16 protein-coding genes are annotated in these 21,700 nt (G+C 72.5%); 7 read left to right on the top strand and 9 right to left on the bottom strand.

Annotated elements, in window-relative coordinates; genetic code table 11:
• The first annotated feature begins 2 nt into the window (after positions 1-2).
• Positions 3-1,376 carry an extracellular solute-binding protein gene (locus tag AC529_RS01250; protein WP_068754368.1) on the top strand — a complete coding sequence of 458 codons (1,374 nt, stop codon included), beginning with the start codon at positions 3-5 and terminating at the stop codon, positions 1,374-1,376.
• Here AC529_RS01250 and AC529_RS01245 read toward each other — a convergent pair whose 3' ends face one another.
• Positions 1,377-2,351, bottom strand: a complete 975-nt coding sequence (locus AC529_RS01245; protein ID WP_068753085.1) for an ATP-binding protein — start codon at positions 2,349-2,351, stop codon at positions 1,377-1,379. It lies immediately after the preceding gene.
• Positions 2,352-2,728: 377 nt separating this feature from the next.
• Here AC529_RS01245 and AC529_RS01240 point away from each other — a divergent pair, with 377 nt between their 5' ends.
• Positions 2,729-3,223 (top strand): ATP-binding protein, encoded by a 495-nt coding sequence (locus AC529_RS01240; protein ID WP_068753084.1) that lies wholly within the window; start codon positions 2,729-2,731, stop codon positions 3,221-3,223.
• Between the two features lie 51 nt (positions 3,224-3,274).
• Here AC529_RS01240 and AC529_RS01235 read toward each other — a convergent pair whose 3' ends face one another.
• The 4 genes from AC529_RS01235 to hisS form a co-directional block, all read right to left on the bottom strand.
• On the bottom strand, positions 3,275-4,123 hold the full coding sequence (locus tag AC529_RS01235) for an AMP-binding protein (RefSeq protein WP_068753083.1): 849 nt from the start codon (positions 4,121-4,123) through the stop codon (positions 3,275-3,277).
• A 465-nt stretch (positions 4,124-4,588) separates the two neighbouring features.
• The gene (locus AC529_RS01230) at positions 4,589-6,988 is read right to left on the bottom strand and encodes a LuxR C-terminal-related transcriptional regulator (protein WP_068754366.1); all 2,400 of its coding nucleotides are present in this window, start codon (positions 6,986-6,988) and stop codon (positions 4,589-4,591) included.
• 186 nt (positions 6,989-7,174) lie between these two features.
• Complete coding sequence (locus AC529_RS01225; protein WP_068753082.1) at positions 7,175-9,658, bottom strand: ATP-binding protein; 2,484 nt, start codon at positions 9,656-9,658, stop codon at positions 7,175-7,177.
• Between the two features lie 142 nt (positions 9,659-9,800).
• A complete protein-coding gene (gene hisS / locus AC529_RS01220) occupies positions 9,801-11,117 on the bottom strand; it encodes a histidine--tRNA ligase (RefSeq protein WP_068753081.1) in 1,317 nt (438 codons plus the stop codon).
• 872 nt (positions 11,118-11,989) lie between these two features.
• On the opposite strand from hisS, the gene AC529_RS01215 reads away from it, so the two are divergent.
• From AC529_RS01215 to AC529_RS01195, 5 genes are all read left to right on the top strand, one after another.
• Positions 11,990-12,580: a GTP-binding protein gene (locus AC529_RS01215; RefSeq protein ID WP_068753080.1), complete on the top strand. Its 591-nt coding sequence runs from the start codon at positions 11,990-11,992 to the stop codon at positions 12,578-12,580.
• Between the two features lie 207 nt (positions 12,581-12,787).
• On the top strand, positions 12,788-15,088 hold the full coding sequence (secA2, locus tag AC529_RS01210) for an accessory Sec system translocase SecA2 (protein WP_068754364.1): 2,301 nt from the start codon (positions 12,788-12,790) through the stop codon (positions 15,086-15,088).
• Between the two features lie 219 nt (positions 15,089-15,307).
• A complete protein-coding gene (locus AC529_RS01205; protein ID WP_068753079.1) occupies positions 15,308-15,571 on the top strand; it encodes a DUF6406 domain-containing protein in 264 nt (87 codons plus the stop codon).
• A 131-nt stretch (positions 15,572-15,702) separates the two neighbouring features.
• On the top strand, positions 15,703-15,921 hold the full coding sequence (locus AC529_RS01200) for a Dabb family protein (protein WP_083947969.1): 219 nt from the start codon (positions 15,703-15,705) through the stop codon (positions 15,919-15,921).
• Between the two features lie 221 nt (positions 15,922-16,142).
• On the top strand, positions 16,143-17,162 hold the full coding sequence (locus tag AC529_RS01195) for an FkbM family methyltransferase (RefSeq protein WP_068753078.1): 1,020 nt from the start codon (positions 16,143-16,145) through the stop codon (positions 17,160-17,162).
• A gap of 333 nt (positions 17,163-17,495) precedes the next feature.
• Here the strand turns inward: AC529_RS01195 and AC529_RS01190 are convergent, their stop codons facing one another.
• From AC529_RS01190 to AC529_RS21135, 4 genes are all read right to left on the bottom strand, one after another.
• Positions 17,496-18,422 (bottom strand): cytochrome d ubiquinol oxidase subunit II, encoded by a 927-nt coding sequence (locus AC529_RS01190; protein ID WP_068753077.1) that lies wholly within the window; start codon positions 18,420-18,422, stop codon positions 17,496-17,498.
• Positions 18,423-18,444: 22 nt separating this feature from the next.
• Positions 18,445-19,686: a cytochrome ubiquinol oxidase subunit I gene (locus AC529_RS01185; RefSeq protein ID WP_068753076.1), complete on the bottom strand. Its 1,242-nt coding sequence runs from the start codon at positions 19,684-19,686 to the stop codon at positions 18,445-18,447.
• Between the two features lie 191 nt (positions 19,687-19,877).
• Positions 19,878-20,543, bottom strand: a complete 666-nt coding sequence (locus AC529_RS01180; RefSeq protein ID WP_068753075.1) for a response regulator — start codon at positions 20,541-20,543, stop codon at positions 19,878-19,880.
• Between the two features lie 38 nt (positions 20,544-20,581).
• The gene (locus AC529_RS21135; RefSeq protein ID WP_068754362.1) at positions 20,582-21,697 is read right to left on the bottom strand and encodes a sensor histidine kinase; all 1,116 of its coding nucleotides are present in this window, start codon (positions 21,695-21,697) and stop codon (positions 20,582-20,584) included.
• Positions 21,698-21,700: the final 3 nt, after the last annotated feature.

The following is a 21,700-nucleotide window of genomic DNA, read 5'->3' as shown; positions in this document are numbered from 1 at the left end:
GGTTGTTCCGGAGGACGGCCGTCGCCGCGGCGGCACTGTGCCTGGCGGCGGCCTGCACGGCGCCCGGGGCGGACGAGGAGCGCACCATCTACGTGGCGACCGGCCAGGACGTCAGCGGCAACGACCTCTACCTGAACCTCATCCAGGAGTGGAACGCCGCGCAGGGGCCGGACGGCTACCGCGCCTACCTCGTGGTCCTGCCCGGCAGCGCCGACCAGCAGTACGCCGAGATGGTGCGCGACGTCCAGAGCGGCGACCCCGAGTACGACGTCATCAACATCGACAACCAGTTCACCGCCATGTTCGCCGAGGCCGGATGGATCAGGGAGATCGGCCCCGGCTGGGCGGAGGCCGCCGGGGTGGCCCCGGACGGGGACTCCGACAGCGTCCTCACCCAGGTCTTCCAGGAGAAGCCGAGCCAGTCGGTGACCTACCGGAACCGGGTCTACGCGGTCCCCTTCACCGCGGACGTGGGCATGCTCTACTACCGCAGGGACCTGGTGGGCCAGGAGCCGCTGACCGCGGGCCGCAGCCTGAGCGGGATCCTCGCCGAACTCGCCGAGGCCACCGAGGACGCCGACGTCGAGCACCTCTACATCGGGCAGTTCGCCCGGTACGAGGGGTTCACCGTCAACACCATGGAGATCGTCGCGGGGGAGGGCGGCAGCCTGGTCCTCCCCGGCGAGCAGCGCCTCGCCGACATCCACCGCAACAGCGTCGAGTACCAGGCGCTGAACCTCATCGCCGAGGGGTTCGCGGACGGGACCTTCCACCCCGCCTCGCTGGAGGGCACCGAGGAGGAGACCTACGTCCGCTTCCTCAGCGGTGAGGCGGTGGCGATGCGCAACTGGCCCATCTGGTACCGGCGGCTGCTCATCGCGTCCACGGAGCAGGACTCCGGGCACGCCCCCGAGTACACGGTGGAGGCGCTGCCCGGAGCCCTGCTGGGCGGGCAGAGCCTCGCCCTGAGCAGCGGGAGCACGAACGAGGAGGCCGCGCTCGACCTCATCGGCTTCCTCACCGGCGCCCGCCAGCAGCAGGTGCTGTACTACTGCGGCGGGTACGCGCCGACCCGGCAGGACGTCTACGTGGACAAGCTGTCCCCCGAGGACGCCGCGCGGCTGTGCGCCGGGTACGGCGTCACCGGGGAGGACGCCTGGCACGCCGAGGCCGGCCACTTCCTGGACACCGTCCGGCTGGCGGTGGACGACGCCCAGGTCCGGCCGGTGACCCCCTACTACTCGCAGTTCAGCGAGGAGCTGTCCACCGGGCTGCACCCGCTGTTCGCCTCGGCGCAGCGCGGCGCCGTGCCGCTGGACACCGACCGGTTGGAGCAGATCCGCACCGCCGCCGACAACGCGCTGTACGGACGGTGATCAGCCCGCGGCCCGAGACGCGGCCAGGGCCGCGGGCCCCATGACGAACTCCGGGTCGACCTGGGCCGCCAGGTCGACCCCGGTCGCCGCGTTGGCCCACCGCTCGGCGTTGCGCAGGTGGAACTCCACGTTCTGGCGGGTGAACCGCTCCCAGTCCTGCTCGGTGGCGTCGACGACGTCGCGCATCCAGGCCAGCGCCTTGAGGTTGTCCTCCTCCAGTTCGGTGAAGTCCGGGTGGCGCCCCTTCTCCATGGCGCGGACGAACTCCGAGTGGGACACGCACACGCTGAGCGCGTCGCCCACGTGCTCGCGCAGGAACTCCACGTCCTCGGGACCCTGCACCTTGTTGCCGACCACCTTGATGGTGACGTCGTGGTCGCGCGCGTACTCGGCGTACTGGCGGTAGACGCCGACGCCGCGCAGGGTCGGCTCGGCGACCAGGAAGGTGACGTCGAACCGGGTGAACATGCCGGAGGCGAAGGAGTCGGCCCCGGCGGTCATGTCCACCACGACGTACTCGCGGGGGCCGTCCACCATGTGGTTCAGGTACATCTCCACCGCGCCCACCTTGGAGTGGTAGCAGGCCACCCCCAGGTCGTCCTCGCTGAACGGCCCGGTGAGCATGAGCAGCACCCCGTCGACGTGGTGGCCGAAGCGCCGGTGCACCGGGTTGTCCTCGGAGAAGTCGAGCAGCCGGGAGCCCCGGCCGGGCGGGGTGGTCTTGACCATCTGGTCCGCCGAGGCGATGCGCGGGTTGGAGCCGCGCAGCAGCTCCTTGATCTCGGCGAGGTGCCCGCCCAGGGCGGGGACCCCGGCGAGGTCGGCGGGCCGGGCGCCCAGGGCGGGGCCGAGGTGCTGGTTGATGTCGGCGTCGACGGCCACCACGGGGGCGCCGCAGGAGGCGAGGTAGCGGGCGAACAGCGCGGACAGGGTGGTCTTGCCGCTGCCGCCCTTGCCGACGAACGCGATCTTCATGGGTGCTCTCCCTGGTGTGACGTTGTGCGGAACGGGGGGTGGGGACAGGACCTCCCGAAACGGTACTGACAACGATTATCGTTTCTGCCTTCGCTCTTGGAAAGCCATGAGGTCACGATTGGATCGCGCGTCGGACAAGGAATGGTGGAGGCCTTGGCCCCCTCTTGGCGGTGTTGCCGGAACGTTGCAGCTCAGCAGGGGTAGCCGTGCCCCGGACGTGGAATCCTTTGTGCTGTCTCTGTGGGACACGTGACCGTGTTTTGCGGGGCTGCCGTGTCCGGGTAGCCGTCGGTGTGCTGTCCTGTTGTTGAGTTCCGCAGTGACGGTTCCGTGGGCGTGCGATCCTGGCGGTCCCACCGAAGAGCGATGGGAGTGACATGGGGACGACCGATTCGCAGGAGGTGCGCACCTTCGAAGCCGCTGACGCCTGCGACGCGCCCGTGGTCGACTCCGTCGAACTCGCCGCCCCCGCCACCGACCACACGGTGTGGAGCTGCGTGGGGAACCTCACCGCGGTCCGCTCCATCCGCTCCCGGGTCCGCGAGTTCCTGGGCCGGGCGGGATGCCCCGAGTCCGTCCAGGACGACGCCGAGCTCGCCGTCAGCGAACTGGCCACCAACGCCCTGCTCCACTCCCGCTCCGGTCAGACCGGCGGGGTGATGACCCTGTTCATCCGGATCGACGCCGACGGCGTACGCGTGGCAGTGGTCGACCAGGGCCGCAAGGACCCCCTGGAGAGCGACGTGATCCACCGGGAGGACCGGCACGAGTACGGCCGCGGCAAGCTCATCGTCGAGGACTGCTCCTCCCGCAACGGCGAGTACTGGACCGAGACCACCCATGTCGCCTGGTTCGAGATCGACCTCCCCTGAGTGCGGGGACACAGCCGGAGCCGCGGCCAGCCCAACGCGGCTCCGGCTGTGTCATGCGGAGGGAAGACCGGTCGGGGAGAGCGGCGGCTCGACGGCCCGGGGGGGCCGGGGAACCGCACCGGCGGGGCCCGCGCCCCCCATGGAGAGCACCGAGGCGCCGTTCCACAGCGCCACCGAGGCCAACACGCAGCGGTCGAACTCGCTCATGCCGCTCTCCAGGACCACCGTGTCGCCGCGGGAGAGCCGCAGGCGGGCGTCGAGGACGCGGAAGTGCTCGACGAGCTCCCGGTGGGGGCGGCGCACGGTGCGCGGCGGGGCGCCGGAGACGGCCGTGTAGTCCAGCAGTCCGCTGTCGAACAGGCAGCGTTGCGCGGGATCGTAGCCGCTGCTGCGCGGCGCGGGGCGCAGCAGTTCGGCGAAGGGAGTGGTCTCGGGGGCGCCGCCGAAGGACACCACCTGGCGCACCCGGGAGCGGTCGGCCAGCTCCACCGCCAGGGGCGCCAGCTCGCCGGTGGTCAGCAGCATCCGGGCCTCGGTGTCGACCAGGACCCGGATCAGGGTGTCGATGTCGGAGGTCAGCTCCAGCGGCAGCGCGACGCAGCCCACCGCCATCGCGGTGTAGACGGAGACGAGGCGGGCGGTGCACACCGGTGCGAGGACCGCGACCACGTCGTTGGGGTGCAGCCCGCGCCGGCTCAGCCCGGCGGCGGCACGGTGGACGATGGTGGCGAACTCGGCGCCGCTCATGCGCGGGCCCCGGTGGTCGGCGACCGAACCGGAGTCCCCGAAACGCCGGAGCCGGTCGAGCAGGCCACCGGTCAGCGAACCGTTCGGGACCGGACCGCGCGGCAGGTGCGCGGCGGGCGTGTCGGCTGAGCACGGCAACTGCTCGGCCCTCATGTCTCCCACCCTCCCCAGGGGTCCTCCCGGTGGCCGGGTCCGGGTTCGTCGCGCCCCCTCCACGTGACGAACCCGGACGCCTGCGGCCGGTGCCGCGGGGCGTTTCCCCTCAAGAACGACCCGCGGCAGCACGAGCCCCGGCGCGGCCGCGGCCGTCTGCCCCCTCCGCACCGCGTGTCTCCGCAGTGCGGCCTGCGGCGGAACGGACGGCCGGGAGCGCCGGAATGGCGCGCCCACGGCGCGTGCGTGCGGACCGCGGTGCTCTGCGGGCAGCGACCGCACATAGGTGAGACTACCCCCATCGGGCCTGACTGCACATGCGTTCTCGCGTGCATATGCATATGTAGATTCTTGGCGGACGGGGTGTGTAGTCGGCTTTTCCGCAGTTCAGAGCGGAATGAGCGGTGCGGTACAGAATACCTTCGGCAGCCGTTCCGGGGAAAGGGAGCAGGTCGGTGGCGGCCGTCACCGGTTGATCCACGCGGCGATCTGCGTCCGGGAGTTGAAACCCAGCTTGGTGTTGATGTTGGCCACGTGCCGGGCCACCGTCGCCGGGCTGATGAACAACTGCTCCGCGATCGACCGGTTGCTCATGCCCTGACCGATCAACTGGGCCACCTCGCGCTCCCGCGGGGTCAGCACCGCCGGGGCCGCGTCGACCGGTGCGGGGTGGGACGACGACCGCCCGGCCGCCGCCAGCCGCAGCGCCAGCCGGACCGCCCGGTCGGCCTCCATGCGGCGGCCCTCCTCCCACAGCCGCGCGAACGCCCCGGCCCGCAGCGGCCACGGGGTCCCCGACGCGGGCTGCCCCAGGCGCTCCCGGATCCGCTCCGCCGCACCCGCCAGCCGGGTCGCCTCCTCCGCCTGCCCCTGTGCCGCGGCGACCGTGGCGACGGCGAGCAGCCCCCGGGCCGTCCCCAGCCGCTGGCCGGTGTTGTGGCACAGGGTCAGGCTCTCCCGCAGGCACTCGTAGGCCTCGGCGACCTTCCCCTGCCGGGCCAGGACCCGGCCCACCCCGGCCAGGCAGCGCGCCAGCTCCGGGGCACCGCCGACGGCCCGCTGGATCTCCAGGGCCTCCCGGAAGCACCGCTCGGCGCCGGTGAGGTCGCCGCTGGCCTCCGCCACCCGCCCCTGGCCGATGAGGGTGAGGCCCACCCCCCACCGGTGGTCGATGGCGCGCAGCAGCGTCAGCGCCTCCTCGTAGCGGGTCCGGGCCTCCGCCAGGCGCCCCCGCCGCGCGGCCAGCGCCCCCTGGGTGCTGCGGGCGATGCCCTCGTTCCACGGGTCGTCCGTCGCCCGGGTCAGTGCGACCGACTCGGCGAGCCGCTCCCCGGCCCGCTCCAGGTTCCCGGCGCGGATGTCGCTCATCGCCAGGATGTTCAGGGCCAGCGCCACCGAGGCGTGGTCCCCGGCCTCCCGGCACAGCCGCAGCCCCTCCTCGCCGACGCGCACCGTGGACGCCTGGTCGCTGCGGTCCCAGGCCAGTTCCGCCCGGCGCACCATCGCCTGTCCCCGCAGCGCCTCGTCGGGGCAGCCCATCTCCAGGAAGCGGTCGGTCCAGTGCGCGCCCTCCGACAGCAGCCCGTTGACCATCCAGTACGGGCGCAGCGCCACGCACAGCCGCAGCCCCTCGACGGCGTCCCCCCGCTCCGCCGACCAGTTGAGCGCGGCCCGCATGTTGTCCCGGTCGGCGCAGACCCGCTGGAAGGCGGAGAGCCGCTCGGACCAGGAGACCTCGGGCCCGGCCACGGCCCGGTGCGCCAGGTCCTCGGCCAGTGCCAGCATCTGCTCGCGGTGCCGCAGCCGCAGCCGCTCCTCCTCCCCGCTCTCCGCCAGCCGGACCGAGGCGTAGTGCCGGATGGTGTCGAGCATCCGGTACCGCATCCGGCCCTCGACCTCGCCGACCACGGTGACCAGCGAGCGGTCCACCAGCGAGACGAGCAGGTCGAGCAGCGAGGAGGCGGGCAGGGCCTCGTCGGCGCAGACCGCCTCGGCCAGCTCCAGGTCCCAGTCGGAGAACACCGACAGCCGGCGCAGCAGCGTCTGCTCCTGCTCGTCCAGCATGTCGTGGCTCCAGTCGATGACCGCGCGCAGCGTCCGCTGGCGGGCCGGTGCGCTCCGGTCGCCGTAGGTCAGCACCGTGAACCGGTCGTTGAGCCGCTCGGCGATCTGGGAGACCGACAGCAGCCGCACCCGGGCCGCCGCCAGTTCGATGCCCAGCGGGATCCCGTCCAGGCGGCGGCAGATCTCCGCGACGGAGTCCAGCCGCTCCGGGGTCATGGTGAAGTCGTGGGCGTGGGCGCGGGCGCGGTCCACGAACAACTGGACCGACTCGGCGCTGAGCGGGTCGCCCTCTCCCGGTTCGGGCACGGCCAGCGGCGGCACCCGCCACACGGTCTCACTGGGGATGCGCAGGGGCTCGCGGGTGGTGACCAGGAAGGAGACGCCGGGGCAGCGGGCGAGGAGCTGCTCGACCACGGTCGCGACGTCGGCGACCGCGTGCTCGCAGTTGTCCAGGACCAGCAGCAGGCGGCGGGAGCGCAGCACGTCGGCCAGCGCCCGCTCGGGGGAGCGCTCGCCGTCGCCCCGGGCGCCCAGGACGGTCGCGATCCGCCCGACGACCTCCTCGCGGTCGGTCGCCTCGGCCATCTCGCACAGCCACACCCCGTCGCGGAAGTAGTCGGTGGCCTGTGCGGCGGCACGCAGCGCCAGCCGGGTCTTGCCGATCCCCCCCACTCCGCACAGCGTGACGACCCGGTGGTTGCGCAGCAGGCGGAGGATGGTGTCGAGGTCGCGTTCACGACCGACGAACCTGTTCAGCTCCAGAGGCAGATTCTGCCGTGCCTGTGCCGTATTCGCAGCCATGGACTCCATGGGGTCAGGCGGTCGGGAACGCGGCGTCCTGCCCGGGGAGAGCGCGCGTTGCGGGGAACGGACCGAAACAGGGAGGAAAGTGCATCACGTTCTGTCTTAGTAGCTGTTTCCGCCCGACGCAACCAGAACGAATGTTTTTGCTGTTCGAAATGGCGATATCGGAAATGCGCGGCCGGGTCAGGAGGGGCGGGCGGAGGCGGCCGGTGAGTGCGGGTCCCCGTCGGCCCAGGGCTCCCCGTCGGCCGGTGCGAGCCGGGACGGCAGTTCGGCCCGGGTGGAAATGCCCAGTTTCGCGAAGACATTGGCGATATGCCGCGCCACCGTCGCCTGGCTGATCACCAGGCGGGCGGCGATCTCCCGGTTGGACAGCCCCGCCCTCGCCAGTTCGGCGACCTGGCGTTCCCGCGAGGTCAGCTCGCGCACGTCGTCCAGCGGCGGGTCGTCCAGGGCGGCGGACAGCGCCTCCTCCAGGGGCAGCGTGAGGGCCCGGGTCCACGCCGCGGTCGCGGACGCGGCCCCCCACCGCTGCACCACGTACTCGCGCAGCATCCGGTTGCCGGCCGAGGGCGCGTTCGCCCGCTGGCGCAGCGCCTCGGCCTGCGCGCCCAGCAGCACCACCCGGTCGGTCATCCCCTCCGAGGCCGCGAACCGGGCCAGGTCCTCCAGAGAACGGGCCAGGGCCAGCCGCCGCCCCGACAGGCCGCTGCGGCGGACGGCCTCGCTCAGGTGCTCCCACGCCTTGAGCCGCTCGCCGCGCCGCGCCGCCAGGTGGCCCAGGACGGCCAGGCAGCGTGCGGTGCCCAGCGCGGAGCCCAGCTCCAGGAACAGGGAGAGCGCGCGGTCCAGGTGCTGCTCCGCCTGGTCGTAGTCGCCCCCCCGGAGGGCGAGGGTGCTCAGCGCCTCGTGGCAGCGGGCCGCGTTCCAGCCGCAGCCCGTCTCCTCGCTCAGCTCCAGCGCCTCCGACAGCCGGCGGCGGGCCTCGGCGCGGTCTCCGGCGGCGTCGGCCAGTCGGCCGCACAGCTCCATGGCGTGCGCCTCCAGCAGGCGGTTGCCCAGGCGCCGCGCGAGCTCCAGGGCCCCGGCGGCGTGGTCCGCGCCCGCGGAGAACTCCCGCGTGCGCAGCGCGAGGTTGGCCAGCGCGGTCAGCGCGTCGGCCCGGACCGCGTCGTCGGCGGCCTCGGCCAGCCGCAGGCCCTCGGCGAGCCGTTCCCGGACGACGTGGGGGCCGTCCAGGTCCAGGGTCAGCTCCCCGTGCAGCACCAGGGCGCGCGCCCGCAGCTCCGGGGGAAGGTCGTCGGAGGCCGCGTCGAGCAGGGCGGTCAGGAAGGCGGCCCCCTCCGCGCAGCGGTTGAACGTCAGCCAGTAGGCCCGCAGCATCACGCAGATGCGCAGTCCCGGCTCGGCCATGCCGTGGGAGGCGGCCCAGCGCAGGAAGGAGCGGAGGTTGTCCAGGCTGCGCTCCACCCGGCTCAGCAGCTTCATCCGCTCCCGCCACGGCAGGGCCGAGCCCATGGCCGCGTTGAACGCGCTCGCCCAGTACAGCCCGTACTCCAGGGTCCGCCGGTGGTAGGTCTCGGCCTCGCCGGCGGCGCTCAGCTCCTCGGCCGCGTAAGCCCGGATGGTGTCGAGGATCCGGTAGTAGGCGATGCCCTCGAACTCCCCCTCCAGCACGATCAGCGACTTGTCCAGCAGGGAGCCGTGCAGTTGCAGCAGCTCGTCGCCGAAGTCCGCGGTGAAGAGGCCCTCGGCCATGTCCAGCGACCAGCACGCGAAGATCGACAGGCGCCGCAGCAGGGCCTTCTCCGCGTCGGTGAGCAGGGCGTGGCTCCACTCCACCACCGCGCGCATGGTGCGCTGCCGCTCGGGCAGCCGCTGGTCGGTGCTGTTGAGCAGGGTGAAGCGGTCGTCGAGGCGCTCCAGGATCTGCTCGACCGACAGCACGCGCACCCGGGCCGCCGCCAGTTCGATGGCGAGGGGGACGCCGTCCAGCATGCGGCAGATCCGGACGACGGTGTCGATGGTGTCGGGGGTGACCGTGAAGCCGGGCCGCGCCTGTCTGGCCCGCGTCACGAACAGGCGGACCGCGGTGGAGCGCATCGCCTCGCGCACGCTCAGCCTCCCGGACACGGCCGCGGAGCAGGAGTCGTCCGCGGGGAGCTCCCGCGCGGCGGGGGGGAGCTCCAGCGGGGGCACCCGCCAGACGTTCTCCCCCGGGATGCGCAGCGGCTCCCGGCTGGTGGCGAGCAGCCGCAGCCGGGGGCAGGTGCTCAGCAGGGCGCGGCACAGCTCGGCCAGGGGGGCCACGATGCGCTCGCAGGTGTCCAGGACCAGCAGCAGGTCGCAGGAGCGCAGCGCCAGCAGCACCGCCTCCCGCAGCGGCTGGCCGCGGCCGACCTCGATGCCCAGCCGGTTGGCCAGCGAGTACAGCACGTGGTCGCCGGTGGTGGCCGTGCTCAGGTCGACGAAGAGCGTCCCGTCGGCGAACCGGTCGTGCTCCCGTTCGGCGACCCGCAGCGCCAGCCGCGTCTTGCCGATGCCCCCCGCACCGGTGAGGGTGACCAGCCGCACGGTCCGCAGCAGGTGGCCGAGGTCGGCGGCGTCGCGCTCCCGGCCGATGAGCGGAGTGCGGGGGGCGGGCAGGTGGTGTCGTGGCGCTGGCATGGTCTCGTCTCTGCAACCGTGGTGTCGTCCCCTTGCGGCTCCGCTTCCCCGGCGGACGTCCCGCGGAGCCGCAAGAGAGGAGGAAGCAGGAGGGCACGGTGTCGGACGCGACCGCTGACGGCCGTGTGCGGTCCGGCGTGGCCTACCCGTTCCAGGCGGCGGGGTCCGCCTCGACCTGCTCTCCGGTGGTCAGGTTCTTGACTTCGTGCGGCCGGCCCTCCTCGAACGGCGGGAACCAGACGAAGGGGATGTCCTTCTTGGCGGCGTACTGGATCTGCTTACCGATCTTGGCGGCCTGGTGGTAGACCTCGGTGTTGAAGCCGCGGGCGCGCAGTTGCGCCGCGACCGCCAGCGCGGCGCCGCGCCGTTCGTCGCTGGGCAGCACCACGAGCACGTCGGTCGGGCAGAACCGGCCGCCGCTGATCCGCCCCTCGGCCACCAGTTTGGCGAAGATCCGCGTCAGGCCGACGGAGATGCCCACGCCCGGCAGGGAGCGGCGGATGAACTGCCCGGCGAGGTTCTCGTAGCGGCCGCCCGCGCAGATGCTCCCGTAGCCGGGGTCGTCGTCGAACGCGGCCTCGTAGACGGTGCCGGTGTAGTAGTCCAGGCCCCGGGCCACGGACAGGTCCGCCACGACGCTGCCCGACGGCAGGTCCGACAGCTCGTCCAGCACCTGCCCCAGCTCGTCCAGGCCGCTGGAGAGCGTCTCGTTGCCCACGCCCAGCTTGGCGACCTCGTCGACCACCGAGGCGTCGGCGCCGCGGATGCGGGCCAGGTCCAGGCAGGCCGTGGCCTGGTCGCGGCTGAGGCCGACCCGGTCGACGAGGAGGTCGCGCACCGCGTCCGCGCCGATCTTGTGCAGCTTGTCCACCGCGCGGATCACCGCGATCGGGTCGGTGACGCCCAGGCCCTCGTAGAAGCCCTGGAGCACCTTGCGGTTGTTGATGCTGAGCGTCCAGGCGGGCAGGTCCAGCCCGGCGAGCACCTCGTGCACGATGCGCGGCAGTTCGGCGTCGAAGTGCAGCGGGATGCGGTCGACGTTGATGACGTCGATGTCGCACTGGGTGAACTCGCGGAACCGCCCCTCCTGGGGGCGCTCCCCGCGCCACACGCGCTGGATCTGGTAGCGCTTGAACGGGAAGACGAGGTCGTTGAAGTGCTGCGCCACGTAGCGGGCGAACGGCACGGTCAGGTCGAAGTGCAGGCCCAGCCGCGCGTCGCTGTCGTCGTCGGCGTCGGCCTGGAGCCGGTGCAGGGTGTAGACCTCCTGGGAGGTCTCGCCCTTGGACATCAGCACGTCCAGCGCCTCCACCGACGGGGTCTCCACCGAGGAGAACCCGTAGCGCTCGAAACCGCTGCGGATATGGTCCAGCCAGCGCAGCTCCACGGACCGGATGCGGGGGGTCCACTCGGGGAATCCGCTGATGGGTGTGGGCCGGATGATGCGCTGTTCGGACATGGGTGCGGTTGGCTCCTTAGCCAGGGACCGTTGGGCGTACGGCCCAATCGTAGGCCCTGGGCGGGGGAGGGCCGCACGGCTCCCTCCGCCGGTCCGCGGGGGAGGCGCGGACGGGAGAGCGCCGGGTGCGGCGGGGAAGGGTTTCGGAACGCGCCGCCGGGGCGCGTGCGGCGCTTCCGCAGAGCGCTATTTCCGGGCGGGCGGGGCGGCGGAAACGGACCGGGGCCTGCTCCGGGAGCGGCGGAATCAGGGGGACGGGGAGAGCCGCCCGGGCGGCCGCGGAATCCGCGGAAAATAACGGCGCCAAAAACTCGTACAGGTGATCAAAATGGGTGCTGGACAGGGATGATTCGGAAAAATCTCCCGTTTGCGAGTCGGTTCTTTCTTCTTTCTTGACCTTCTGGGACAGGAAAGTGTAGCCTTAGTTTCGGAGATGGCGAGAGGCGGTGACTTGTCCCCCCTCGTGAGTTTTCCCTCCAAAACCCACGATGTCGCTGCCCTGTCTTCCAGGTCCCCGGAGCGCCCTGTTTCGGGGGCATTGTCCTGCGGTCGTCATTTTCTTTCCGGAGGAAAACGGGGAATCCTGTTTCACCCCTGTCGCCGCTTTCGGGAAATCTGTTCCCGCGCCGCAGCGGCGGGGCGGACGCGGCCGCGCCCCGGCGGGCGCCGCGGGCGGCTGAGGCCGGCACCGCAGGTGTGCGCCCCGTCTCACCGTGCAGTCGAATCGGCGGAGAACGCCGCGGGTGGGTGGAGACGGTGCTAGGTTCCCTTCTGATGATCATGTCCGCCCGGCCGCCCCTCGGCATTCGCGGCGGACCTTTCCGGAGCGGGGCCGCGCACGCGCTCCCTCAGCGTCCCGAGGTAACGAACACGTGAACGATTCCCCGAAACTCACCACGAAGATCATCGTCGCCGGGGGCTTCGGCGTCGGCAAGACCACCTTCATCGGCGCGATCTCGGAGATCCCTCCGGTGCGCACCGAGGCGGCGATCACCAACGCCAGCATCGGGGTGGACGACCTGTCCAAGACCCCCGACAAGCGGAGCACCACGGTGGCCATGGACTTCGGACGCATCTCGCTCCCCACCGACCTGGTGCTCTACCTGTTCGGCACCCCCGGCCAGCAGCGGTTCTGGTTCATGTGGGACGACCTGGCGCGCGGCGCGCTGGGCGCCGTCGTCCTCGTGGACCCCCGCCGTCTCGAGGACTGCTTCCCCGCCATCGAGTACTTCGAGCAGCAGTACCCGCTGCCCTTCGTCATCGCGGTGAACTCCTTCGAGACCGAGGAGGACTACTACCGCTACACCGAGCAGGAGCTGCGCGAGGCGCTCGCCCTGCCCGCCGACGTGCCGATCGTGTCCACCGACGCCCGCAAGCGCGAGGCCGTGCTGCAAACCCTGATCAGTCTGGTCAAGCACGCGATGGCGGTGGAGCGCCGCCAGAGCCGCCAGCTCGTCCACTGACGCGTCCGGCGGGCCGGAGGGAGGGACCGGCAGCGCAGGAAAAAAATTCTTGTCGGCGTGCACAGAGTGACCGGAGTATAACAGCAGGTCAGGATGGGGGGTTTCGGTCCGGGGCGGGAGGGGTGACCGAAACCCGGGGTGATCCAGCTCTCATCCGGGGAACCGAAACGGCGCGAACAGCGTTACCCTGCTGTGGTGTTCGGACGAATGGCAGAGAGTGTGCGACGCCTTCTGGGCAGGCCCGGATCGGTGTCACTCCAGCCCTATACCAAGCTGCTGAAGACGATCGAGGAGCGCGAGGAGGCCCTGCGCGCGCTGAGCGACGCCGAGCTCACCGAAGCCGCGGCCGAACTCGGCAACGCCGAGCTTCCCTACGACCGCTCCGACCTCACCGAGCTGTGCGCGCTGGGCCGCGAGGCCGCCCGCCGCACGCTGGGGGAGCGTCCCTTCGACACCCAGCTCATCGGTGTCATGGCGCTGCTCGACGGACACGTCGCGGAGATGGCCACCGGTGAGGGCAAGACCCTGACCGGCGCGCTGGCCGCCGCCGGGTTCGCGCTGCGCGGCCAGCGGGTGCACGTGCTCAGCGTGAACGACTACCTGGCCCGGCGCGACGCCGAGTGGATGGGGCCGCTGTACCGGCTGCTCGGCGTCGAGGTCGGCTGGATCGGCCAGGAGTCCACCACCGAGGAGCGGCGCGCCGCCTACGCCGCCGACATCACCTACGCGTCCGTCAGCGAGCTCGGCTTCGACGTGCTGCGGGACCGGCTCGCCACCGACCCCGCCGACCTGGTGGTGCCCGAACCGAACGTGGCGATCATCGACGAGGCGGACTCGGTGCTCGTCGACGAGGCGCGGGTGCCGCTGGTGCTGGCGGGCGCCGCCGAGCCCGCCGAGTCCGACGCGGCGATGGCCGAGCTCGTGCGCAAGCTCCGGCCCGGCATCGACTACCGGGTCGACGACGACGGCCGCAACGTCCACCTCACCGACGCGGGGATCGACGCGGTCGAGAAGGCCCTGGGCGGGGTCGACCTGTACTCCGCCGAGGACACCACCCTGCTCTCCCGCGTCAACCTGGCCCTGCACGCCCACGCGCTGCTCCAGCGCGACGTGCACTACGTGGTGCGGGACGGCAAGGTGCGGCTGATCAACGAGTCGCGGGGCCGTATCGCGCTGCTGCAACGCTGGCCGGACGGGCTCCAGGCCGCCGTCGAGGCCAAGGAGCACCTGGCCGCCAGCGAGACCGGCGAGGTGCTGGACTCCATCACCGTGCAGTCGCTGGTGCTGCGCTACCCGATCCGCTGCGGCATGACCGGCACCGCGATGGCCGTCGCCGAGCAGTTGCGCGAGTTCTACGAGCTCGAGGTCGCGGTCATCCCCCCGAACAAGCCCAACATCCGGGTGGACGAGGAGGACCGGCTCTACGCCACGGCCGAGGAGAAGGAGGACGCCCTCGTCGAGAAGGTCGCCGAGGTCCACGCCACCGGCCGCCCCATCCTCATCGGCACCCAGGACGTCGCCGAGTCCGAGCGGCTGGCCAAGCGCCTGGAGCGGGCCGGGCTCGAGTGCGTCGTCCTCAACGCCAAGAACGACGCCGACGAGGCCGCGGTCATCGCAGAGGCCGGCACCTACGGCAGGATCACCGTGTCCACCCAGATGGCGGGGCGCGGCACCGACATCCGCCTGGGCGGCAGCGACATGAAGGACCGCGACCGGGTGGTGGCGACCGGCGGCCTCTACGTCATCGGCTACGGCCGCTACCCCAGCAGCCGCCTGGACGACCAGTTGCGCGGACGCGCCGGACGCCAGGGCGACCCGGGCGGCTCGGTGTTCTACGTCAGCGTCGAGGACGACCTCATCACCAACAACGTGCCCGAGGCGCGCGGCTACCGGGTCTCCTCCGCCGACGGGGAGATCACCGACCCGGCCTGGCGGCAGACCGTCAACCACGCGCAGCGCATTGCCGAGGGCCAACTGCTGGAGCTGCACCGCAACACCTGGCGGTACAACAAGCTCATCGACGTCCAGCGCAGCGTGGTGCTGGAGCACCGCCGCGCGGTGCTCCACGACAACCTGGGCAGCCGGCAGCTCGCGGTGGACTGCCCCGCCACCTACGAGGAACTGGTCGAACAGGTCGGCGAGGAGGAGGTCGCCCGCGCGGCCCGCCTGGTCACCCTCTACCACCTGGACCGGGGGTGGACCGACCACAACGCCTTCCTGGCCGACCTGCGCGAGGGCATCCACCTGCGCTTCCTGGGACGGCGCGACCCGCTGGACGAGTTCAACCGCGACGCGGTCCCCGCCTTCAAGGGCTTCCTCGACGAGGCGCGCGCCCGCGCGGCCGAGATGTTCGCGGAGCTGAAGGTCGTGGACGGCCGCCTCGACGTGGCCGGGGCCGGGGTCAAGCGGCCCTCCACCACCTGGACCTACATGGTGCAGGACCAGCCCTTCAGCACCGACTTCGAGAACATCGTCGGCCGGGTGAAGAACCTGGTCGGCCGGGACTGACCCCGCCGACCGCCCCTGCCCGACCCGGTGCGGGTCCGCGGCTCCTGCGCCGCGGACCCGCACTGTCGTGTCGGGGACGGACGTTGTGCGCCCGTCGGGCGGCGGGGGTCCCGAGAGGCGGCCGGGGCTGCGGGCCGCTGCCGGGACGCGGGACAACCACGCGCTTTCCGTATGCGTCTTGTTCAGGACCGTTGACCCTCTGGAAGTGGAAAACCCGCTGTGACTCACGAAGTCGGTACACAGGAGAAGATCACCTACGGCCGCAACGACCGGTTCGCCAACGGGCCGGTCGGAGGAGGGAGATTCTGGATCGACGAGGAGGGCAGACCCGTGGCCAGACTCGGCGGCCCCGCCGAGTGGCAGGGCCTGCTGGAGGTGCGGATCGGCGAGACGTTCATGGTGGGCGACCAGGTGTGGCGGGTCGACGACATCGTGACCCCCGAGACGCCGGACGCCTACCTGCTCGCCACCCGGATCGGCTGACCGCCGCGGCCCGGCGGACGGGGAGCTCCCGGCAGCCGGTGTACTAGGTTTCTCACCATGGGAATTCGGCACATCGCACTGTTCCGCTGGAACGAAGGCGTCACCCCGAACAGGTCGAGCGCGTGGCGGCCATGCTGGGCAGGCTGCCCGAGGCGATTCCGGAGCTGAAGAGCTACTCCTTCGGCGCAGACCTGGGCATCGCGGCGGGCAACCACGACTTCGCCGTGGTCGCCGACGTCGAGGGGGAGGAGGGCTTCCGCGCCTACCAGGAGCATCCCGACCACCAGGCGGTGCTGGCGGTCATCAGGCCGATGCTGGCCGACCGCGCCGCGGTGCAGTTCACCCTCTGACCGGCTCCCACGGGGCGCCCGCGCCGCAGAGGCGCCCCGCCAGCCGCGGCGGCCCCGGCCACACGTTCCACTGCTGAGAGTGTTTGACCGGTTGCTTGGGGTAATGTCATAGGGGTCTGGTTCGAGCTCCCGCACGCCTTCGGCGGTACCGGCCCGCACGGGCGCCGACGGCCGGGGAGCGGGCCCGCAGACAGGACGGGCACAGAGGCCGGGAAGGTGAGATGCCGCCAACACAGTCCGCGGTGGCCGACTACCGCCGCAGCGCCGCCTGCCGCCGACACCGCTGGTACGGAGCGAAGAAACACGTCAAGCGGGTCCTGGGATGGCGGGTGCCGCACCTGGCGATGCGCGCGGCGGTGCGCGTCCTGGCCCCCGGGGTGCGCGCCACCGGACGGCTCCCCGCGCCCGCCGCGCTCCGCGAGGTCACCGGCCGCGTCGACGGCGTCGAGTACGTGATGGGCGACCCCGCCCGCTGCGTCATCGCCAAGGAGCTGTACTGGGGCGGAGGCCGCCGCCCCCAGCCCGCCGACGACCTCGCGGTGCGCGTCTTCGCCGCGGCGGCCCGCCACGCGGCCACCCTGCTCGACATCGGCGCCTACACCGGGCTGTTCACCCTGGTCGGCACCGCGGTCAACCCCGCGCTGCGGGCGCACGCCTTCGAGATCGTGCCCGAGGTGTACCAGGCCCTGGTCGACAACTGCGTGCGCAACCGCGTCCTGCACCGGGTCACCCTCCACCACACCGGTGTCGGCGACCCCTCGGTCACCCTCATGATGCCCGCGCGGACGGCGGACTCGGCGCTGCCGTGCTTCTACTCCAGCCGGCTCGGTTTCCCCGACGGGGTGCCGGTCGAGACCGTCGCCCTGGACTCCCTCGCCGACCGGATTCCCCAGGGCAGGGGCGTGCTGCTCAAGGTCGACGTGGAGGGGACCGAGGCCGAGGTGTTCGAACACGGCCAGAAGTTCCTCGCCGAGCACCGCCCCGACATCCTCTGCGAGGTGCTGCCCGACGCCGACGCCGAGCGGCTGCGCTCCCTGCTGGAACCGTACGGCTACCGCTGCCACCTCGTCGGCGACCGGGCGCTGGCGGCGGCCTCCCGCCTCGTGCCGCACCCGCGGTTCCGCGACTGGTTCCTGACCACCCGCACCCCCGGTGAGCTCACCGCGCTCGGTATCGAGGTGGCGGAGGCCGCCGGGCAGTACGCCCGGCCCCGTGCCGCGGACCCGCGCCCGACAGGATGACGGGCCGTCCCGGGGGGATGGGACGGCCCGCGTCGGACTGCGGCAGAGAAACCCGCTGTGTGCGGTCAGCAGTTGCCGCCACAGGAGCAGGAGCCGCCGTTCTGGCAGCCGCACCCGCAGTTGGAGCCGCAGTTGCAGCCGCCGCGCATCTCGGTCTCGATGTGAAGCATGGTCCCTCCTCCGCACCCGGCCACAGCCTCGCGGCACCGGGGAATCGTCGTCGCCCCCAAGCCTTCCCCGGTACCGCGCCGCGCCAACCGGGGTGGCCGGTTCCGGCAAAACACCGCAAGACGGGTTTGAGAAGCGGGGCGCAGGCGCAGCCCTCGCCGCCGCTCAGGCGAAGAACCCGGACTCGGGGGCCGGGCGGCGCACCATCCGGTACAGCCACACCTGGCCCACCGCCAGGACGGGGACCATGGGCGCCGTCGCGACCGCCACCAGCACCAGGGAGCGCGGATCGGCCACGGCCGCCGACACCTGCCCCCCGACCGCGGCCAGCACCGGCAGCGACGCCATCGCCGCCGCCGACGTCGGCCGCGACCAGCGCGGACCCGACACCCCCGCGGTCACCGCCAGCACGGCCGTCACCGCGGCGGCCACGGCGAGGGCGGGCGCACCGGCCCGCACCCCGCCGTCCAGCCAGGCCGCGGCCGCCGCGACCGGCAGCACGACCAGCCCGGCCCGCGCCAGCACCCGCGTGGCGCGGGCCGCCGCCTCCGCCGACTCCGCACCGGTACGGCCGGCCACCGGCACCAGGCGCTCCGCGCCGAACGCCGCCCCCCGCAGCAGGAACAGCAGCGCCACCGCCGCCACGCACAGCGGTGTGAACAGCAGGGGCAGCGCCCCGCCGCCCAGCAGCGCGGCCAGCACCAGCCCCCAGGCCAGTGCGACCGCCCAACTGCCCGCCACGACGGCCGTGTCCCAGACCGCGTGCCAGGCCGCCGCGGCCACCCGCCCGCGCAGCCACAGCCCGGCGTCGCGCACCAGCCATCCGGCCAGCAGCAGGACGAACAGGGGCCACTGCCCGGCCACCACCTCGCCCTCGATCTGCGGGAACAGGCCCGCCGTCACGCCGACGGCGGCCACCAGCCACACCTCGCTCCCCAGGAAGTAGGGGGCGGCGGCGGAGACCACCCGGCGGCGCTCCTCGGGGGTGCGCGCCACGTACGGCGACAGCATGCCCAACCCGATGTCGCACCCGGCCAGGACGGAGTAGCCCGCCAGCAGGCCGACGAGAAGGACCACGGCAACAAGTTCCACGACAGCACTCCGAGGACGACGGCTAGTAGCTGTGGACCGGGACGGCCGCACCGCTGTCCGGCGGCGGCGCCGGAGCCAGCGGACCGCCCGCGGGACCGCGGCGGGCGAACCGCACCAGGAGCCACCCGGTGATCCCGGCCAGGACCACGAACACCCCGGTGAACAGTACGAACGACAGCAGCGCCAGCCCCGGGGAGAGCTCGGTCACCGCCTGCGCGGTGGTCAGGTGGTGCCGCACCGTCCACGGCTGGCGGTTCAGCTCCCGGTAGACCCAGCCGCCCACCCCCGCCAGCAGGGCCAGCACGGGAAGGACCGGCATCAGCCATTGCAGCCAGCGCCAGCGGTCCAGCCCGCGCAGCGGCCAGGCCAGCAGCGCCAGGGGCAGGACGAGGAAGAACACCGTCCAGACCAGGGCCATCACGGCGTTGCCGGTCTCGGCGAGCACGCGCACCAGCCCGGACCCGGCCGCCTCGATCCGTTCGATCTCGGCCGCGTCCAGCGTCGTGCCGCTGCTCGCCGGCGGGTCGAACAGCAGCGGGTACTGGGCGCCGCCCGCCGCCGCGGTCGGCAGCAGCGCGACCGAGGCCGCCAGCACGCCCCGCCGCACGCCCCGCCGGAACATCCCCTCCGGGTCGCTGCCGCGGCGCAGGTGGTAGGCGCTGACCCCGGCCGTCACCAGGCCGCCCACCAGCAGCGTGCTGGTCGCCACGTGGCCGAAGGCCAGCAGCGCCGACGGGTTGGTGACCAGGGCGACCGGGTCGGTGAGCACCGCCACGCCGCCGCGCATCTCGAACCCCACCGGGTTCTTCAGGAAGCCGTTGGAGACCAGCACCCAGAACGCCGACAGGTAGGCGGTCAGCGTCACCACACCGAAACAGGCCAGGTGCAGCCACCGGTTCATGCGGTCCCAGCCGAAGATCCACAGGCCCAGGAAGGTGGACTCGGCGAAGAACGCGGCCACCGTCTCCACCGCCAGCGGGGCGCTGACCACGTGGCCGAACACCTCGTTCAGCCCGTTCCAGTTCAGCGCCAACTGCAACTCCATCACCAGGCCGGACAGCACCCCCATGCCGTAGTTGACGACGTAGAGGCCGCCCCAGAACCGCACCGCGGCCAGACGCGCCGCGTCCCCCCGCAGCACCGCGCTGAACTGGGAGACCAGGATCAGCGCGGCCATGCCCAGGGTGAGGGCGACGAAGGTGTAGTGGATGCCCGCGGTCAGCGCGAACTGCAACCGCGCCCACAGCAGCGGATCGTCGAACATGGGAAGGCAGACTCCTCGACCGGACCGTCAGCGGGGGACAACGACGATGCTCCCCGGCCGAGGGGAGTGGGCGCATCGTCTGCGAGAAGGCGTTTCCACTACGCCGACGGGGGTGCACGGGGCGCGGCGGCTACTCCCCGGGGACTACGGGAGTACTCCGAACCCCCTCGGGGATCTCCCCGACGGGCCGCTCAGCGCATCCACCCCGGGGTCACCAGCCCTGTCTCGTAGGCGAGGACCACCAACTGCGCCCGGTCGCGCAGCCGCAGTTTCACCATCGCCCGGCTGACGTGGGTCTTGACCGTCGCCGGGCTCAGCACCAGCCGTGCTGCGATCTCCTCGTTGGACAGCCCCTCCCCGACCAGGGCCACCACCTCGCGCTCCCGGGCGGTCAGCTCGCCCAGCAGCTTCGCCGGGTCGGGGCGGCGCGGACGCCCCGCGTACTCGGCGATGATGCGGCGGGTGACGTTCGGCGACAGCAGCGCCTCGCCCCGGGCCACCACCCGCACCCCGTTCAGCAGCTCCTCCGGCTCGGTGTCCTTGACCAGGAACCCGCTGGCCCCCAGCCGCAGCGCCTCGAAGATGTACTCGTCGAGGTCGAAGGTGGTCAGGATGACCACCCGGGTCGACTCCAGGCCGGGGTGGGAGAGGATGCGCTCCGCCGCCGTCAGCCCGTCCATCACCGGCATGCGGATGTCGAGCAGCGCGACGTCGGGGTGCTGCGCGGCGGCCAGGCGGACCGCCTCGGCCCCGTCCGCGGCCTCGGCCACCACCTCGATGTCGGGGGCGCTGTTGAGCAGGGCGCCGAAACCGGCCCGGACCAGCGCCTGGTCGTCGGCGAGAAGTACCCGGATCATCGTCTCCCCCACAGTTCGGACACCGACGGGGCCGCCGGTCAGTCCGGCAGCCAGGCCCGCACCGCGAACCCGCCGCCCGGGGCGGGAGCGGCGGTCAGCTCGCCGCCCAGCGCCTCGGCGCGGTCCCGCATCCCGGCGATGCCGTTGCCGGGGGCGAACCCGTCGGCGCAGCCCCGCCCGTCGTCGGACACCCGGACGGACACCCCGTCGGGGGCGTACCCGACGGACACGGTGACCGTACCGGCTCCGGAGTGCCGCACCACGTTGGTCAGCGCCTCCTGCACGATCCGGTAGGCCGCCGCGTCCACCCCCGCGCCCAGTTGCCGCGGCGTGCCGACGACCTCCAGGCGCACCCCGATCCCGGAGGCCCGCACCCCGGCCGCCAGCTCCTCCAGCCGGTCCAGCCCTGGGGCGGGGGAGCGTGGCGCCTCCTCGTCCACCGCGCGCAGCACCCCCAGGATCGCACGCAGTTGCCGCAGGGTCTCCTGGCTGGCCTGCTTGATCGCGGCCAGCGCCTCGGCCGCGCGCTCCGGCTGGGAGTCGATCAGGTAGAGGGCGCTGCCCGCCTGCACGTTGATCAGGGAGATGTGGTGCGCGATCACGTCGTGCACCTCGCGGGCCAGCTTCAGGCGCTCCTCCGAGGCGCGGCGGCGCGCCTCCTCCTCCCGGGTGCGCTCGGCCTCCTCCGAGTGCCTGCGCGCCATGTCCCGGTACTCGCGGTGCTTGCGGATCCCCTCGCCGCCGACGAGCACCACGAGCACCCAGGCGAGCATGCCCAGCGCGTACCCCAGCCGGGGCGCGCCGAAGTGCACCGTCTCGACGACGTGGATGATGAGGTACTGGGCGAGCCCGAGCAGCCAGCCGGTGCGGCGGTACCCCAGCGAGACCACGTTGAACAGCGCCGCCGCACCCGCGACGATGACGAGGTTGTCGGGGTAGCCGAGCGGATAGTAGGCCGTGGTGGCCAGCACCGACACCACGGCCACGGGGACCGGGAACGTGCTCAGCCACAGCAGCGGCGCCACCGCCAGCACCATGAGCAGCAGTCCCCACGGCAGCAGCCTCCCGAGCGCGGCCAGGCCCTCCGGGGCGTCCGCCACGGGAAAGACGGTGGACGCGAAGGAGATCCCGGCCACCACCGCGGTGACCGCCAGGTC

This window comes from Thermobifida cellulosilytica TB100 (assembly GCF_001517975.1).
Lineage (GTDB): Bacteria > Actinomycetota > Actinomycetes > Streptosporangiales > Streptosporangiaceae > Thermobifida > Thermobifida cellulosilytica.
The sequence above is the reverse complement of the archived record's forward strand: the minus strand, read 5'-3'. Positions and strand labels throughout refer to the sequence as shown.